Origin of the sequence: Phreatobacter sp. AB_2022a (assembly GCF_026847585.1) — a bacterium.
In the GTDB taxonomy this organism is placed as follows: domain Bacteria; phylum Pseudomonadota; class Alphaproteobacteria; order Rhizobiales; family Phreatobacteraceae; genus Phreatobacter.
Map to the genome: position 1 here is coordinate 1 of NZ_JAPSET010000006.1, position 15,726 is coordinate 15,726.

Sequence of the window (15,726 nt, forward strand, 5' to 3'; positions counted from 1 at the left end):
ACCGGCGGCGCGGCGACCGCTTCGGTTTCCGTGGCTCCCGTGCGGCTGCCGATGCTCAAGGCCGGAACCGGAGCAGCGAGGGCATCGCCGACGCGATCGGCCGCCGGCGCGAACAGCGCGACCGGCTCGGCGACCGCCGTCGCAGAGGCGATCGGCGCGGCCCCGGCGAGGATCGGCTCGGAACGATCGTGCGGCCCGGTCCGTCGCCGGGGAAGCCTAGCGCCCCGCTCGGACGTCCGCCGCGCAACCGCTGCCCGGCTCATGTCAGAACCTCGCCGAGACGTTCATGGTGAAGTAGCGGCCCGGAGCGCGCAGCAGCTCCAGATTGACGTTGTTGCTGGCGACACCGGCCACGTCGATGGCGTTGAAGTAGCGCGCATTGCCGATGTTCATGACGCCGGCATTGACCGTCAGGTGCCGGTTGATCTCGTAGCTGCCGAGCAGATCGAAGGTGGCATAGGCGCCGGGCTTGAAGGTCGAGACGCCGCCCTGCTGCATGGTGGAATCGACCAGGGTCTTCGCCGCCGCCGCACGCATCCGGCCCTCGATAGTCCAGCCCCGGCCGCTGTCATAGCGGAGCCCTGCAACGCCGGTCAGCGGGTCGACCGAATTGATCGGCTGGCGGGTGACGAGATTGGTGCCGCGGGCATAGGCGAGCGCGCCGGTCAGGGTCCATTCCGGCGTGATCCGCCACTCGCCCTTGGCCTCGAATCCGTAGATCTCGACCGAGGAAATGTTCTGGTACTGGAAGGTCTGGAAGCCGGTCGTCGGCGAAGTGCGCACCAGCACCGTGTCGATGAAGTCGTGGTAGCGGTTGTAGAAACCCGAGACCTGGAAGCTCGAGCCGTTGGCGAAGCGGCCCCTGAGGCCGCCCTCGAAGCCGTCGCTGGTCTCCGGCTTCAGGTTCATGTTGGGCAGGATCTCGTAGCGCTGCACCGGATTCGAGAAGGCGAAGTTCGCATTGTCATAGGGCGGCGCGCGGAAGCCGCGCGAATACTGGGCGAACAGGCGGAAGGTCTCGTTCAGATCGTAGGTGATGCCGAGCTTCGGCGACACGGCGAAGGCCGAGACATTGCCGATCGCATAACCCGGATTGGAGTTGTAGAAGGCCGCGTCCGGGTTCGGCGTCAGGTGATAATAGTCGAAACGGATCGCCGGGATGATGCGCAGGGCGCCGTACTGAGCGGTGTCCTGGATGTAGAAGGCGGCCTGGGTGCTGCGCGTATCCGGGAAGTTCTTGTTCGGGAAGCTCTCGCCGGCGATCGGTCCGGGGATGACCATGCCGGTGACGAGATTGGTCTCGGTGCGCATGCGCGGGCGCGACGTCATGGTGTAGTCGACAGTCGCGCCATAGACGAACTGATGATCCCAGCCGGCAAACTGGCGCTGCGCCGTGAACTGCAGGCCGGCGCCGAAAATGACCTGACGGAAATCGAAGTCGGAGACGCGCAGCCGGTTGGCCGCCGTCACCGGCGAGGGCACGCTGCGGCGCCACTGGTCCTGGTGCTCCTGCCGGTCGAGGTCGGTCCAGTAGGCCATGGCCGTCACCTGATCGGCGATGGCCCACGAGAGCTGCTGGGTCCAGTCAAGGCTCAGCCGGAAGCGCTTGTTGGTGTCGTGGGCGATCGAATCGGCGACGCTGGTCGAGCGGTCGGTGATGAGATTGGTGGCGTAGCCGCGCCAGGTCGCCTCGCCGGTCAGCCGCCAGCGGCCCGAATCCGGCGTCTCGTAGATCAGCTTCGCCAGCAGATTGTTCGACTGATAATATTGCGGGTTGGCACGGCGCGTCGCCGAATTGATCAGCGTTTCCGTGCCGTCGCGACGGGTGAACTGCAGCAGCGCCTGCCACGGCCCCTGGCGGGCGGCGCCGGTGAAGGTCTCGGCAAACGAGCGGTCGACGCTGTTGAAGCTGAGCTTGGTGCCGGCATACCAGTCGCGGCCAACCTCGCGCAGATAGTCTTCCGGATCCTTGGTGACATAAGACACGACGCCGCCGATGGCGTCGCTGCCATAAAGCGCCGAGGCCGGGCCACGGATGATCTCGAGCCGCTTCAGGCTGTCGAAATCGACGAAATCGCGGGTATAGAGGCCGGCGCCGACGTTCGAGCCGGGATAGTCCGGCACCCGGACGCCGTCGACCTCAATGCGCACGCGGTTGTCGCCGATGCCGCGGATGACGTAATTGCCGATGCCGCTGCGGGTCGGGCTGTTGGTGACCGCAAGGCCGGGCTCGTTGCGCACGGCATCGCGCGGATTCTGGATGACCTGCTGGTCGATCTGCCGGCTGTTGATGACGGTCACCGTGCCGGGCGAGTTGAACACCGTGCTGGGCGCGCGCTCGGCGCTGACGGTGATTTCGTCGAGCGCCGTCACGGGCTGGCCGGCGGCCGGCGGCCGCTCCGGCGTCGGGGCTGCGCCCTGAGCCCCGGCTCCCGCCATCCCCGCCGCCAAGACGACGAACGAAACCGACGCCATGAGCGCCGCATGCCTGTACCCGCTGACCATTGTCCGACCGCTAGCCTGTCTCGATTTGTCGGCTGGCTGGCTTCGGCGCAAAGCACCGGGCTGGCTGGCGATTTTTTTGCGCTGCGGCATCCCCGCCCAAAGCGCCCTTGACGCTTGGTACTTAAGCTGACTACCAATGTCAACAATACCTCCTGGATAGCCAGATTTGAACGCTTCCAAGGAGTTACCGTCGTTTATTACAGTTCTAAACTAGGTGTCTTCTTCATGATCTCCGGCCTTTCCCGGCCGCCCAACGGCGGTCAGCCCAGCACGTCCGTGCCGGCATCCGCCGATGCGGTTCCGACCGTCGAGCTGACCGCCATCATGGGGGCCGGCCGGGAGGCGGTGATCCTGCACAAGGGCGAGCGCTACCGCCTGAGGGTCACCGCCAACGACAAGCTGATTCTGACCAAATGAGCCCAGGTCCGATGCCCCGCGCCATGCCGAACCCCTCTCTCCCGCTCAGCCGCAGGGCCTTCGTCGCGCTGGCGAGCCTGGCGGCCGGCGCCGGCCTGCAGCCGGCTCCGGCGCGCGCGCAGGCCGCCGCAGCGCAGCGCATCGTCGCGGCCGGCGGCGTGGTCACCGAGATCCTCTATGCTCTCGGCCTTGCCGACCAGGTCGTCGGCGTCGATACGACGAGCCTCTATCCGGCGGCCGCGCTGAGGGACAAGCCGAATGTCGGCTATGTCCGCGCGCTGTCGGCAGAGGGCGTGCTGTCGCTGAAACCGACCCTGGTCATTGCCATCGAGGGCGCCGGCCCGCCCGACACGATGAAGCTGATCGAGGAGGCCGGCATCCGGGTCGAGCGGCTGCCCGACGATCTCACCGCGCCCGGCATCGTGACCCGCATCCGCACGGTCGGCCGGCTCGCCGGCGCGGCCGAGAAGGCCGATGCCCTCGCCCGCGAGGTGGAGGCGAAGTTCCAGACGCTGGCCGCCGAGCGCGACAAGCACGCGGCGCGCAAGCGCGTCCTGTTCATCCTGTCGCTGCAGAACGGCCGGGTCGTGGTCGGCGGCCGCCATTCGAGCGCCGATGCCATCATCGCGCTCGCCGGCGCCGTCAACGCGGCGGCCGACGTGGAAGGCTACAAGCCGCTCACCGACGAGGGCATCATCGCCGCGGCGCCCGACGCGGTGCTGGTCATGCAGCGCGGCGACCACGCGCTTTCCGCCTCGGACGTGTTCGGCCTTCCCGCCTTCGCGGCGACACCGGCGGCGCGCGACAAGGCGCTGATCGGCATGGACGGGCTGTATCTCCTCGGCTTCGGCCCGCGCGCGCCGGACGCCGCCCACGACCTGATGGCCGCGGTCTATGGCCGCAGCGAATGCCAGGCGGGACGCCGGCCGTGAGTCTTGCCATGGAGGCAGGCACCGTCCCTGCCCTGTTTGCCCGCCAGCGCCGCCGCCTCGCGCTGGCCGCGGCCCTGCTCGTGCTCCTCCTGCTCGGCCTCGCGGTGATCTCGCTCGGCACCGGCGCCGTGGCGATCCCGCCGGGCCGCGTCGTCGCCGTCATTCGCGGCTGGTTCGCCGGCGATCCCGCCGTGCTCGCCAGCCGGGAGGCCCTGGTGATTTTCGGCATCCGCCTGCCGCGCCTCGTGCTCGGCGGCCTGATCGGCGCGGCGCTGGCCGTCTCGGGCGCGCTGATGCAGGGCCTGTTCCGCAATCCGCTGGCCGATCCCGGCCTCGTCGGCGTCTCCTCCGGCTCGGCGCTCGCCGCCGCCACCACCATCGTGCTCGCCGACCGCATCCTCGGCACCAGCCAGTTCCAGCTGCCCTTCGTGCTCCTGCCGGCCGGCGCCTTTCTCGGCGGCCTCGCGAGCACGCTCATTCTCTACGCGATCGCGACGCGCGAGGGGCGCACCTCGATCGCCATCATGCTGCTCGCCGGCGTCGCGCTCGGCGCCTTTGCCGGCGCGCTGACCGGCGTTCTCTCCTTCATCAGCGACGACCGCCAGTTGCGCGACCTCACCTTCTGGTCGCTCGGCTCGCTCAGCGGCGCGAGCTGGACCAAGGTCATGACGGTCGCCCCACTGATCCTGCCGGTGCTCGTCGCCGTGCCGATGCTGGCGCGCGGGCTCAATGCCCTCCTGCTCGGCGAGGCGGAAGCCTTCCATCTCGGCATTCCCGTGCAGCGGCTGAAGAACACCGCCATCGTCATGGTCGCGGTTGCGGTCGGCGCGGGGGTCGCCGCCGCCGGCGTCATCGGCTTCGTCGGCATCGTCGTGCCGCACCTGCTGCGCCTGATGTTCGGCCCCGACCACCGCATGCTGCTGCCCTTCTCCGCCCTGGCCGGCGCGACGCTGCTCACCGGCGCGGACCTCATCGCCCGCGTCATCGTCGCGCCCGCCGAGCTGCCGATCGGCATCCTGACGGCGGCTATCGGCGCTCCGTTCTTCCTCTGGCTGCTGCTGCGGCGCGACCGGAGCCTCGACGCATGACGGCGATCCTGGAAGCCACCGGTGTCGGCATCGCGGTCGGCGGGCGCCGGCTGGTCGACGGCGTCTCCGTCAGCCTTGCCGCCGGCGAGCTGCTGGTGGTGGTCGGTCCGAACGGCGCGGGCAAGACGACGCTGATGAAGCTGATGACCGGCGAGCTGACACCGACCGCCGGCGAGATCCGCCTCGACCAGAAGCGGCTCGCCGACCTGCCGGCCTGGCAGCTCGCCGGCAAGCGCGCCGTCATGGCGCAGGCGACCCGCCTCGCCTTTCCCTTCACCGTGGTGGAGGTGGTGCGCATCGGCATCGACAGCGTCGGCCGCTCGCTGCCGCGCGCCGAACGCGAAAGGCTGATCGCGGAGGCGCTCGCCGCCGCCGACATCGAGCCGCTGGCCGCGCGCAACTACCAGACCCTGTCAGGCGGCGAGCAGCAGCGCGTGCAGTTCGCCCGCACCTTCGCGCAGCTCAAGGCCGGCAGGCGCAACCACCCGCGCCAGGTCATGTTCCTGGACGAGCCGGTGGCGAGCCTCGACCTCGCCCATCAGATCGCGCTCATGGAGGCGGCCGGTGCGCTGACGCGCGACGGCGTCGCCGTGATCGCGGTGCTGCACGACCTGAACCTTGCCGCGACCTTCGCCGACCGCATCCTGGTGATGCGCGGCGGCCGCGCCGAGGCGGTGGGTGCGCCGGCCGCGGTGATCACCCGCGATCTCGTCGCCCATGTCTTCGGGGTCGATCTCGTCAGCGCGGAAACGCCGGCGGGCGGGCTGCCGGTGGTGCTGCCCCAGAACTATGCGCGCAGCCGGGCGATGCGCGGCGCATCCTGATCGCCGCGCCGCGTGCCCTGCGCGATCAGGCGCGGCTCGATCTCGGCCAGCGTCGTCTCCTCCAGCGGCTGGAAGAATCCGCGATGGGCGCGGAACATCAGCTTGGCGACGGGATCGCTCGCCTCGTCTGTCATCAGGAAATTGGCCGGGCAATCCTTCGGCTCGAAGGCGCGGACGATTTCGGCCACCTTCACCTCATGCGAGGGCCGGGCGAGCCTCAGGCCGCCGTAACGGCCGCGTTCGGCCTCGGTGAGGCCGGCACGCGCCAGGGCGTGGGCGGTCTTCTGCACATTGAGGAAGGTGATGCCGGTCGCCTCTGCGAGATCGGCCGCCTTGACCGCATGGGGCCAGCGGGCGGAAAGCTCCGCCATCAGCCGGATCGCATCAAGGGTTCGCTGATTGAGCCACATGGCCGCTGGTCTAGCCGATTGGCGGGCGAGATCAAACAGTTATGTCGTCGCAGCGGCGGCCTTGCGCAAGGCCCGCGCCGCCACCGGCCCCTTCGCGCCCATCCCAATGGCGACGGTAGCGCCGATTGACGCTGCCGAGCCCCTTGCTAGGATGAGCATTGTCGGACAAACGGATAAACATGACCAGCGAAGCGGACCGTTTCGAACGCATCCAGCCGGCCCCCGCCTATCAGCAGGTCGCCGAAGCCATCGAGCAGGAGATCCTGTCCGGGCGGCTGCAGCCGGGCGATCCGCTCGGCACCGAAGCCGATCTCGTGCGCCAGTTCCAGGTCAATCGCTCGACCGTGCGCGAGGGCATCCGCCTGCTCGAGCAGGGCGGCCTGATCCGCCGGGGCCAGGGCCGGCGCCTGCATGTCAGCCTGCCCCGCTACAACCGGCTCGCCACACGCGTCAGCCGGGCGCTGGTGCTGCACCAGGTCACCTTCCGCGAGCTGTGGGAGGCCTCGATGCACCTGGAGACGGCAACCGTCGAATCGGCCGCGGCCCGGGCGAGCGATGCCGACATTGCCGAACTCGAAGCCAGCGTCGCGCGCATGGCGGCAGCGACGAGCGCCGAGGCCCATGCCGAAATCGACAGCGATTTCCACGCCCTCGTCGCCCGTGTCTCAAAAAACCGGGTGCTGCAGCTCGCGCGCGAGCCGGCGGGCCTCCTGTTCACGCCGACGCTGACCATGATCCTCAACAGCGTGCCGCAGGCCGGCCCGCGCAATCTCGAGGCGCACCAGCATATCGTCGAGGCCTGCAAGGCGCGCGACGTCGTGGTGGCACGCGACTGGATGCGCCGGCACATCACCGACTGGCGCCGCGGCTTCGAAATCGCCGGCAAGTCGCTGGACGACCCGGTCGAGCGCACCTTCGCCGGCCATCTCGGCCTCGGCAGCGCATATAGCTGACGCGAGTGGCGAATGGCGTGCCGCTGCCGCGGCAGTCTTTCCCACCCGCAATTCGCCACTCGCCATCCGCCCCTTCATCCCATCGATAGCCTTGACGGCAACGCCGCGCCTATTTCACTGTTCGATTGTCCGACAATAGAAAGGCCAAGGCGATTCATCGCCGGCCGGACCTGCCGCGGGCGAAAGCAACGAGCCGGGCCCCGCGGGGCGGCGGCGCAAGACGGCCTCAAGGCCGCATATGTCGAGGAAACCGTCGAGCGCACGCAGGCGTGCCCAAGGGAGATCCCATGTCCAGAACAGCCCGAAGCGGCGGCCGATGGTTCGGCCGCACCGCCATCATCGCCGCAGCCTTCGCCGGCCTCGTCAGCTCCGGCGCGCGGGCACAGGAAACCTTCAAGCTCGGCATCGTCACCTTCCTCTCCGGGCAGGCGGCGGAAAGCTTCGGGGTCCCTGCCCGGCACGGCGCGGATTTCATCATCGAGCAGCTCAACCGCGGCCAGGCGCCGGCGCCCTATAACCAGGTCGGCTTCGGCGGCCTGCGCATCGAGCCCGTCATCATCGACGAGAACGGCGGCGCGACCAAACAGGTCCAGGAGCTGCGCAACCTCTACCAGCGCGAGAACGTCGACGCGGTGGTCGGCTATATCGGCTCGGGCGACTGCCTGGCAGTGGCACCGGTGGCGGAGGAGCTGAAGAAGTTCCTCATCCTGTTCGACTGCGGCACGCCGCGCATCTTCGAGGATGCGAGCTACAAATACGTGTTCCGCACCGCCGCCCACGCGACGCAGGACAATGTCGCGCTGGTCCGCTACATGCGCTCGCGCAACATTGCCGCCGCCAGCTACAGCATGATCAACCAGGACTATGCCTGGGGCCAGGACTCGCGCGGCGACTTCATGGCGGCCATGGCGCAGCTCTATCCGCAGGCGAAGGCCGCGGCCGACCTGCTGCCCGCCTTCGGATCCGGCCAGTACGGCACCGAGATCTCGGCGCTCGGCCGCGCCGGCTCCAACGTCGTCTATTCCAGCCTCTGGGGCGGCGATCTGCAGGCCTTCATCCTGCAGGGGGCTCCGCGCGGCATCTTCCAGCGCAGCCAGGTGGTGCTGAGCGCCGCCGACCACGTGCTGCAGGCGCTCGGCGACAAGATGCCGAACGGCGCCATCATCGGCGCGCGCGGCGCCTATGGCCTGCTCGCCCCCGACAACGCCCTGAACCGCTGGTTCTTCCCCGGCTACACGCAGTTCCGGAACGGCACCTATCCGGTGCAGGCCTCCTACCGCATGGCGCAAGCCCTGCTCGGCCTGAAGGCGGCGGTCGAAAAGGCCATGGCCGCCAATGGCGGCCGCAAGCCGACGCCGGAACAGCTCGCCGCGGCCATGGAGAACCTCTCCTGGGAGACGCCCGGCGGCCTCATCCAGATGCGGCTCGGCAATGGCCACCAGGCGATCCAGGACATGGCCATCGGCCGCACCCGCTATGACGCGGCCCGGCGGATGGTAGTGGTCGAGGACATCCAGCGCTTTCCGGCCGAATGCGTGAACCCGCCGGCCAACATGCGCAGCCTCGACTGGATCAAGGCCGGCTTCCCCGGCGCCCGCTGCGACTGACGCACGGCCAGCCCGAAGGGAGTAACGACCGGTGCAACTGGCGCTCACCATCGTCATGGACGGCCTGATCTACGCGTCCTGGCTGTTCGTCGTGGCCCTCGGGCTGACCCTGGTCTTCGGCGTGCTGAAGATCCTCAACATCGCCCATGGCAGCCTCTATGCCGTGGGCGCCTATGCCTCGGCGAGCGCGGTCGGTCTCATCACCGCGCTCGGCTGGCCCCCCGGCCTGTCGCTTCTCGCCATGCTGCTCGCCGCCATCGCCGTCGCGCTCGTGCTCGGCCCGCTCATGGAACGCGGGCTGCTGCGCCTGTTCTACGGCCGCGACGAGGTGGTGCTGCTGCTCGTCACCTATGCCCTGTTCCTGATCCTCGAAGACGCGGTCAAGCTCGTCTGGGGCGTCAATCCCTACTATGTCTCCGAGCCCTACCAGCTGTTCGGCAATATTGCCTTCGGCCCGCTCTTCTACGTCGGCTACGACTTCGCGCTGATCGGCCTTGCCGTGGTCTGCGGTCTTGCCGTCTGGTTCGGCCTCAACCGCACCGTCTCGGGCAAGATCGTGCTCGCGGTCATCCACAGCCGCGAGATGAGCGGCAGCATGGGCGTCAATGTCGACCGCGTGCAGTGGATCGCCTTCACCATCGGCGTGTTCCTGGCAGCCCTCGGCGGCGCCTTCACCGCACCGATGATCTCGGTCCAGCCGGGCATCAGCGTCAGCGTCATCATCGTCAGCTTCGCCGTCGTCATCATCGGCGGGCTCGGCTCGATCGAAGGCGCGGCCATCGGCGCCGTCGTCGTCGGCCTCGCCCGCGCGGCCGCCGTCCACCTCATGCCCGAAGCCGAGCTGTTCAGCATCTATCTCGTCATGGCGGCGGTGCTGATCTTCCGGCCGGAAGGGCTGTTCCAGCGCGCCGCCGCGCGGAAGATCTGACCATGACGCGCATCAGCCTCTCGCTCGCGGCCGCCGCCCTCGTCGCCGGCCTCGCCCTTCTCGGCCTTGTACTGCCGCGCTGGCTCCTGTTCCTCGTCACCATGGCCGCCTCGCACGGCATCGTCTCGCTCGGCATCCTGATCATCATGCGCGGCGGCGTCGTCTCGTTCGGCCAGGGCCTGTTCTTCGCCTTCGGCGGCTATGCGGTGGCGCTGTCGGTGATCAAGCTCGGCCTCACCGACGCGCTCGTTCTGCTCGTCATCGGCGGCGCGGCAGCCGGCCTGGTCGGCGCGGTCACCGGCCCCCTGCTCGCCCGCTACAGCGGCATCTTCTTCGGCATGCTGACGCTGGCGCTGTCCATGGTGCTCTACGGCATCCTGATCAAGTCGACCGCGCTCGGCGGCTCCGACGGCTTCAACATTCCGCGGCCGAGCCTGTTCGGCCGGCGACTGGAAGGGCCCGGCGGCGACTACGCACTCTACGTCCTGGCGATCGTGACGACCGGCCTTGCCGCGCTCCTCACCGCGCTGCACACGCGCTCGGCGCGCGGCCTCGTCACCCAGGCGATCCAGGCCAATCCGCTCAGGGTCGAATATCTCGGCACCTCCGTGCAAAGGGTCATGGCGGTCAATTTCACCCTGGCCGCGGCGCTGGGCGGCATCGGTGGGGCGCTGACCGTGCTGGCGCTCGGCCATATCGAGCCGACCTTCGCCTTCTGGACCCAGTCGGGCGAATTCGTCTTCGTGGCGATCCTGGCCGGCGCCAAGAGCGTCGTGGCGATCTTCGTCGCCTCGCTCGCCCTGGAGCTCGTCCGGTCGTTCTCCGGCCTCTATTTCCCGAACAGCTGGCAGATGGCGCTCGGCCTGTTCCTGCTCGTCATCATCCTGTTCCTGCCGGCCGGCATCGGCTCGCTCTGGGTCCGGCGGCGGGGCGCAGCCACCAGCGAGGAGCGGCCATGACGGCAAACGCGACACCCGTCCTGTCGGCCCGCGGCCTTGCCAAAAGCTTCGGCGCGGTGGTCGCCGCCGCCGACGTCACCATCGAGGTGCCGGCCGGCCAGAGGCTCTGCCTGATCGGCTCGAACGGCGCCGGCAAGACCACCTTCGTCAACATGGTCACGGGCTATCTGAAGCCCGACGGCGGCGCGATCGAACTGGACGGCCAGCCGATCCTCGGCCTCGGCCCGCGGCAGATCGCCAACAAGGGCATCTGCCGGTCGTTCCAGATCCCGCAGCTCTGCGTCGAGCTGACCATGCGTGAGAACATGCTGGTCGCCTGCGCGGCCGCGGCACCCTCGGGCCTGTCGTTCTGGCGCGATCCCGGATCCGACGGCCGCCGCGCGCGGGCCGACGATCTGATCACCCGCTTCGGCCTCGCCGCCTTCGCCGACCGGCCGGTGAGCGAGCTGCCCGGCGGCGTCCGCAAGCTCCTCGACATCGCCATGGCGCTCACCCGCAAGCCGCGCCTGCTGCTGCTCGACGAGCCGACGTCGGGCGTCAGCGCCGAGGAGAAATTCCCGGCCATGGACCGGGTCATGGAAGCCATCGCCGGCGAGGCCGCGACCGTCGTCTTCGTCGAGCACGACATGGACATCGTGCGCGGCTATGCCGACCGCGTCGTCGCCTTCTACAGCGGCCGGGTGATCGCCGACGGCGCTCCCGACGCGGTGCTCGGCGACGGCGAGGTGAAGCGCTACGTCACGGGAGATGCGGCATGACCGGACCGACCGCCGCCGGCCTTCCGGCACTGCTGAGCGTCGAGAACCTCTCCGTCACCATCCAGTCCATGCAGGCGCTGCGCGGCTTCTCCTTCGCGGTGGCGCGCGGCCGGATGATCGGCATCATCGGCCGCAACGGCGCCGGCAAGACCACGCTGATGCGTTCGATCATGGGCCATACCACCATTGCCGGCGGCCGCATCCGCTTCGACGGCGACGACCTGGCGGGCCGCCCGCCGCATGGCCGCGCCCCGCTCGGCATCGGCTACATGCCGGAGGACCGCCAGCTGGTGCCGGAACTGACGGTCGAGGAGAACATCCTCCTGCCGGTCTGGGTGTCGAAGACGCTGAACGGTCCGGACCGGCTCGGCTTCGTCTACGACATGATGCCCGAGGTCGCCGCCATGCGCGACCGCAAGGCCCTGCTCCTGTCGGGCGGCCAGCAGAAGCTCGTGGCGCTGTGCCGGGCGCTCGCCGCCGGCACCCGCCTCCTGCTCCTAGACGAGCCTTTCGAGGGCGTCGCGCCAGCCTTGTCGCAGCGCCTCGCCGAGGTCATCTCGGGCCTGAAGGGCACCGATCTCAGCGTGGTGATCGCCCAGTCCGACCTCAACCATTCGCGCACGCTGTTCGACGAGGAGCACGTCATCGAGCGCGGCGCCAATGCCGTCCACGGCGCGGCGGCCTGAGCCGCGCGCATGAGATCCCCGCGCCGGCCGGGCGATCCGGGCGGGCCCATTTCGGGTTACTCTCTCCCTTCAAGCCTTAGTGCCGGCGCCGGCGCGCCGGAGACAGGATCCGATGCGATGAAGTGGCTCGACGGCACCTTGACCTCCGTTTGCCCCGCTGTCCGGCGCGAGGCGCATTTCGCCGATCGCGTGGTCGCCTGCTTCGCCGATCGGCCGGCGGGTACCTATGCGATGTTCACCGAGGCGGTGGCGGCGAACCCGGCCGGTGAAGCGGTGGTTGCGGGCGAGCAGCGCCTGACCTACCAGCAGCTCGACGCGGAGGTCGCCAGCCTTGCCGCCGCGCTCGCCGGACGGGGCGTCGGCGCCGGCGACCGGGTCGCGCTGCTGCTCGGCAACCGCACAGAATTCGTCACCCTGCTGCTCGCCATTCTCCGGCTCGGCGCCATCGCCGTGCCCATGGGCATCCGCCTGCAGACGCCCGAGATCGCCTATGTGCTCAACGATTGCGGCGCCCGCCTCATCGTCCACGAGGCCGACCTGAGCGACCGCCTGCCCGCCCCGGCCGACGTGCCCGGCCTTGCCGAGCGGATCGCGACCGGCCCCGCCTTCGCCGCCCTGCGCGCCGGCGGCGACGGCCGCGTGGCCGGCCCGCCCGCCACGCCGGCGGAGGAGGACACGGCGGTGATCCTCTACACGTCGGGCACGACGGGACGGCCGAAGGGCGCCATGCTCACCCATCTCGGCATCGTCCATTCCTCCATGGTCTATGCCACCTGCATGGCCCTGACCCCGGCCGACCGGTCGGTCGCCGCGGTGCCGCTCAGCCATGTCACCGGCCTCATCGCCAACATCACCGCCATGCTGCGCGCCGCCGGCACGCTGGTGATCATGCCGAGCTTCAAGGCGGCGGACTATCTCAGCCTCTGCGCCCGCGAGAAGGTGACCCAGACCATCCTCGTGCCGGCCATGTACAATCTCTGCCTGCTGCAGCCCGACTTCGACCGCTACGACCTGTCCGCCTGGCGCATCGGCGGCTATGGCGGCGCCCCGATGCCGACACCGACCATCGAAAAGCTCGCCGAGAAACTGCCCGGCCTCAAGCTGATCAATGCCTATGGCGCGACCGAGACGACCTCGCCCTCGACGATGATGCCGCCCAATCTCACGGCGAGCCGCGGCGACAGCGTCGGCCTTGCCGTCCCCTGCGCCGAGATCATCGTGGTCGACGATGCCGGCCGCGAGCTGCCGCCGGGCGAAACCGGCGAGATCTGGATCAAGGGGCCCGCGGTCGTGAAGGGCTACTGGAACAATCCGGCCGCCACGGCGGAGAATTTCACCGGCGGCTTCTGGCATTCCGGCGATGTCGGACGCATCGACGCCGAAGGCTTCGTCGAGGTGCTCGACCGCAAGAAGGACATGATCAACCGCGGCGGCTACAAGATCTTCACGGCGGAGGTGGAGACCGTGCTGGTGGCGGCCGAGGGCGTCGTCGAATGCGCCGTCGTCGCCGTGCCCTGCCCCGTGCTCGGCGAGCGCGTCCATGCCTTCGTCGTCATCGACCCGGCGGAACAGCCGACCATGGAGGCGCTGAAGCGCTACTGCGCCGAGCGGCTCACCGACTACAAGGTGCCGGAGACCATGACGCTGACCACCGAGCCGCTGCCGCGCAATGCCAATGGCAAGGTGATGAAGCGGGCGCTGCGCGAGACGCTCGGCTGACGCCCGGCGCCACGCCGCGCGGCATTGTCATGCGGCATCGGCTTCCCCATCATCGGGCATCGCGCGGCCGGCCCCGACGGCCTCCGCAGGGAGGATGGACGAGCCATGCAATCGCTTTCTCTGGCGGGCACCGACGCCAGGCTGCGCTATCACGACATTCCGGGAAACGGCGCGCCGCTGATCTTCGTCCACGGGCTCGGCTGCGCCTCGTCCTGCGACTATCCGCGGGTCGCGGGCGATCCTGCATTGGCCGGCCGGCGCATGGTGCTGGCCGATCTCCTGGGCTCCGGCTTCAGCGATCGGCCCGACGATTTCGACTATGCGGTCGACAGCCACGCCCGGACGATCGCCGCGCTCGCGGAAAGCCTGGGCCCGGGTCCGGTCGATCTCTACGGCCACAGCATGGGCGGCGCGGTCGCCATTGCCGCGGCGACCGCGCTGGGCGCCAAGGTCCGCCGCCTCGTGCTCAGCGAGCCCAATCTCGACCCGGGCGGCGGCGCCTTCAGCCGCGGCATCGCCGCCATGGCCGAGGCCGACTATGTGGCCCATGGCCACCGCGACCTCGCCCGCTCCTCGGCCGCGACCGGCAACGACGTCTGGGCCGCTTCGCTGCTCGTCAGCGCGCCCCGGGCGGCTTACCGCGGCGCGGCCTCGCTGGTGGCCGGCGGCAGGCCGAGCTGGCGCGACCAGCTTCTGCGTCTCGCCATGCCGAGGACCGTGCTCTTCGGCGAGCAATCGCTGCCGCAGGCCGACGCCGGCGCGCTGCCGGCACACGGCATCGCGGTCGGCCTCGTGCCGGCGGCCGGCCACGCGATGGCCTGGCAGAATCCGGGCGGCCTTGCCGCAGCGCTGCACCGGGCACTCGCCTGAACCGCCGTGGCCCTGGTCCGCCGGCGCGCCGGGCGAGGACCTAGACCCTGATCCCCGCGGCTGCCTCGAGCGCGGCATATTCGGTGGCGAGGTGATCCAGCAGAGCCCGCACCGACGGCAGCAGGCCGCGGCGCGAAGGGAAGACCGCATGGACGATGTGGCTCTTAGGCACCCATTCGGGCAGGACGTCGACCAGCAGCCCGCCGGCAAGCTCGTCGACGATCATCATCGTCGGCAGTTGCGCGACCCCGACCCCATGGCGCACGGCGAAGCAGAGCCCGACGACATCGTCGACGATCATCCGCGGCCGGTGCTGCACGCGCGCATGGGCGCCGTCCGGGCCGTCCAGCGACCAGACATGGTCGCCGGCCCGCGGCCCGAGAGCGATGCTCGGCAGCGTCGCCAGATCGGCCGGCACGCGTGTCTGCGGATGGCGCGCGAGCAGCGAGGGAGCCGCGATCAGCCGGTGGCGGCTGTCGCCGAGCACCTTCATGACGAGATCCGTGTCCTCGAGCGGCGGCTGCCGTGCCCGCAGCGCGACGTCGATGCCTTCCGCGACGACGTCAACGCGCCGGTTGGTGCATTCGAGCTGGACCTCGACGCCCGGATGAGCCGCCATGAACCGCCCGAGCATGTCCCCGACATGGAAATAGACGAGCGCCGGCGGGCAGCTCACCTTGATGAGCCCGCGCGGCTCGGACCGCATCTGCGCGATCGCCTCCTCCGCGGCATCGGCCTCGACCAGCATGGCCACGCAGTGCCGGTAATAATCCTGGCCGATCTCGGTCACGGCAAAATGCCGGGTGGTCCGCTGCACGAGGCGGACGCCGAGCCTGTCCTCCAGAACCGCGATGCGCCGGCTGAGCCGCGATTTCGGGATGCCCAGCGCGCGCGACGCCGGCGCAAACCCGCCGTGCTCCACCGCCTGGACGAAAAAATAGAGGTCGTTGAGGTCTCTCATCGTTCCATGAATAGGACTCTGAAACCCAAAATGCCAGGCTATTGAGCCCATCGTCCCATTGGCATCTTCTTTCCATGCGATCGGCCCTTCCGACGGACAAGGAGATCAC

General features: G+C 69.5%; 16 protein-coding genes. 12 read left to right on the forward strand and 4 right to left on the reverse strand.

The window, feature by feature from the left end; genetic code table 11:
• Both OZ671_RS05945 and OZ671_RS05950 read right to left on the reverse strand, forming a co-directional pair.
• A partial coding sequence (locus OZ671_RS05945; protein ID WP_268859883.1) for a hypothetical protein occupies positions 1–263 on the reverse strand: 263 nt, incomplete at its 3' end.
• A gap of 1 nt (position 264) precedes the next feature.
• A complete protein-coding gene (locus OZ671_RS05950; RefSeq protein WP_268859884.1) occupies positions 265–2,475 on the reverse strand; it encodes a TonB-dependent hemoglobin/transferrin/lactoferrin family receptor in 2,211 nt (736 codons plus the stop codon).
• A 306-nt stretch (positions 2,476–2,781) separates the two neighbouring features.
• On the opposite strand from OZ671_RS05950, the gene hemP reads away from it, so the two are divergent.
• From hemP to OZ671_RS05970, 4 genes are read left to right on the forward strand one after another with little or no spacing between them, the layout of a single operon-like run.
• On the forward strand, positions 2,782–2,922 hold the full coding sequence (gene hemP, locus OZ671_RS05955) for a hemin uptake protein HemP (RefSeq protein WP_268859885.1): 141 nt from the start codon (positions 2,782–2,784) through the stop codon (positions 2,920–2,922).
• Between the two features lie 23 nt (positions 2,923–2,945).
• Positions 2,946–3,854 carry a heme/hemin ABC transporter substrate-binding protein gene (locus tag OZ671_RS05960; protein ID WP_268859886.1) on the forward strand — a complete coding sequence of 303 codons (909 nt, stop codon included), beginning with the start codon at positions 2,946–2,948 and terminating at the stop codon, positions 3,852–3,854.
• Between the two features lie 8 nt (positions 3,855–3,862).
• A complete protein-coding gene (locus OZ671_RS05965; protein ID WP_268860042.1) occupies positions 3,863–4,942 on the forward strand; it encodes a FecCD family ABC transporter permease in 1,080 nt (359 codons plus the stop codon).
• Positions 4,939–5,766, forward strand: coding sequence for a heme ABC transporter ATP-binding protein (locus OZ671_RS05970; RefSeq protein ID WP_268859887.1), 828 nt, complete (start codon positions 4,939–4,941; stop codon positions 5,764–5,766). Before OZ671_RS05965 ends, OZ671_RS05970 begins: the two co-directional genes overlap by 4 nt.
• Here OZ671_RS05970 and OZ671_RS05975 read toward each other — a convergent pair.
• Positions 5,730–6,176: an RrF2 family transcriptional regulator gene (locus OZ671_RS05975; protein ID WP_268859888.1), complete on the reverse strand. Its 447-nt coding sequence runs from the start codon at positions 6,174–6,176 to the stop codon at positions 5,730–5,732. The two genes, OZ671_RS05970 and OZ671_RS05975, sit on opposite strands and share 37 nt — an antisense overlap.
• A gap of 179 nt (positions 6,177–6,355) precedes the next feature.
• Between OZ671_RS05975 and OZ671_RS05980 the strand changes: the two genes are divergently transcribed.
• The 8 genes from OZ671_RS05980 (at position 6,356) to OZ671_RS06015 (ending at position 14,656) form a co-directional block, all read left to right on the forward strand.
• Positions 6,356–7,129 (forward strand): FadR/GntR family transcriptional regulator, encoded by a 774-nt coding sequence (locus OZ671_RS05980; RefSeq protein WP_038314136.1) that lies wholly within the window; start codon positions 6,356–6,358, stop codon positions 7,127–7,129.
• Between the two features lie 287 nt (positions 7,130–7,416).
• Positions 7,417–8,736, forward strand: a complete 1,320-nt coding sequence (locus tag OZ671_RS05985) for an ABC transporter substrate-binding protein (protein ID WP_268859889.1) — start codon at positions 7,417–7,419, stop codon at positions 8,734–8,736.
• Between the two features lie 31 nt (positions 8,737–8,767).
• Positions 8,768–9,664 carry a branched-chain amino acid ABC transporter permease gene (locus OZ671_RS05990; protein ID WP_268859890.1) on the forward strand — a complete coding sequence of 299 codons (897 nt, stop codon included), beginning with the start codon at positions 8,768–8,770 and terminating at the stop codon, positions 9,662–9,664.
• 2 nt (positions 9,665–9,666) lie between these two features.
• Complete coding sequence (locus OZ671_RS05995) at positions 9,667–10,623, forward strand: branched-chain amino acid ABC transporter permease (protein WP_268859891.1); 957 nt, start codon at positions 9,667–9,669, stop codon at positions 10,621–10,623.
• A complete protein-coding gene (locus OZ671_RS06000) occupies positions 10,620–11,381 on the forward strand; it encodes an ABC transporter ATP-binding protein (RefSeq protein ID WP_268859892.1) in 762 nt (253 codons plus the stop codon). Before OZ671_RS05995 ends, OZ671_RS06000 begins: the two co-directional genes overlap by 4 nt.
• On the forward strand, positions 11,378–12,067 hold the full coding sequence (locus OZ671_RS06005) for an ABC transporter ATP-binding protein (protein WP_268859893.1): 690 nt from the start codon (positions 11,378–11,380) through the stop codon (positions 12,065–12,067). Before OZ671_RS06000 ends, OZ671_RS06005 begins: the two co-directional genes overlap by 4 nt.
• Positions 12,068–12,184: 117 nt before the next feature.
• On the forward strand, positions 12,185–13,786 hold the full coding sequence (locus OZ671_RS06010) for a class I adenylate-forming enzyme family protein (RefSeq protein WP_268859894.1): 1,602 nt from the start codon (positions 12,185–12,187) through the stop codon (positions 13,784–13,786).
• 105 nt (positions 13,787–13,891) lie between these two features.
• Positions 13,892–14,656 (forward strand): alpha/beta fold hydrolase, encoded by a 765-nt coding sequence (locus OZ671_RS06015; protein WP_268859895.1) that lies wholly within the window; start codon positions 13,892–13,894, stop codon positions 14,654–14,656.
• Between the two features lie 40 nt (positions 14,657–14,696).
• Here the strand turns inward: OZ671_RS06015 and OZ671_RS06020 are convergent, their stop codons facing one another.
• Positions 14,697–15,617: a LysR family transcriptional regulator gene (locus OZ671_RS06020; RefSeq protein ID WP_268859896.1), complete on the reverse strand. Its 921-nt coding sequence runs from the start codon at positions 15,615–15,617 to the stop codon at positions 14,697–14,699.
• Between the last annotated feature and the right edge of the window lie 109 nt (positions 15,618–15,726).

Coding starts and splice junctions, on each gene's coding strand:
- OZ671_RS05950 (WP_268859884.1), bottom strand. CDS start 2,475: ATGGCGTCGGTTTCGTTCGTCGTCTTGGCGGCGGGGATGGCGGGAGCC.
- OZ671_RS05960 (WP_268859886.1), top strand. CDS start 2,946: ATGCCGAACCCCTCTCTCCCGCTCAGCCGCAGGGCCTTCGTCGCGCTG.
- OZ671_RS05965 (WP_268860042.1), top strand. CDS start 3,863: ATGGAGGCAGGCACCGTCCCTGCCCTGTTTGCCCGCCAGCGCCGCCGC.
- OZ671_RS05970 (WP_268859887.1), top strand. CDS start 4,939: ATGACGGCGATCCTGGAAGCCACCGGTGTCGGCATCGCGGTCGGCGGG.
- OZ671_RS05975 (WP_268859888.1), bottom strand. CDS start 6,176: ATGTGGCTCAATCAGCGAACCCTTGATGCGATCCGGCTGATGGCGGAG.
- OZ671_RS05980 (WP_038314136.1), top strand. CDS start 6,356: ATGACCAGCGAAGCGGACCGTTTCGAACGCATCCAGCCGGCCCCCGCC.
- OZ671_RS05985 (WP_268859889.1), top strand. CDS start 7,417: ATGTCCAGAACAGCCCGAAGCGGCGGCCGATGGTTCGGCCGCACCGCC.
- OZ671_RS05995 (WP_268859891.1), top strand. CDS start 9,667: ATGACGCGCATCAGCCTCTCGCTCGCGGCCGCCGCCCTCGTCGCCGGC.
- OZ671_RS06000 (WP_268859892.1), top strand. CDS start 10,620: ATGACGGCAAACGCGACACCCGTCCTGTCGGCCCGCGGCCTTGCCAAA.
- OZ671_RS06005 (WP_268859893.1), top strand. CDS start 11,378: ATGACCGGACCGACCGCCGCCGGCCTTCCGGCACTGCTGAGCGTCGAG.
- OZ671_RS06010 (WP_268859894.1), top strand. CDS start 12,185: ATGAAGTGGCTCGACGGCACCTTGACCTCCGTTTGCCCCGCTGTCCGG.
- OZ671_RS06015 (WP_268859895.1), top strand. CDS start 13,892: ATGCAATCGCTTTCTCTGGCGGGCACCGACGCCAGGCTGCGCTATCAC.
- OZ671_RS06020 (WP_268859896.1), bottom strand. CDS start 15,617: ATGAGAGACCTCAACGACCTCTATTTTTTCGTCCAGGCGGTGGAGCAC.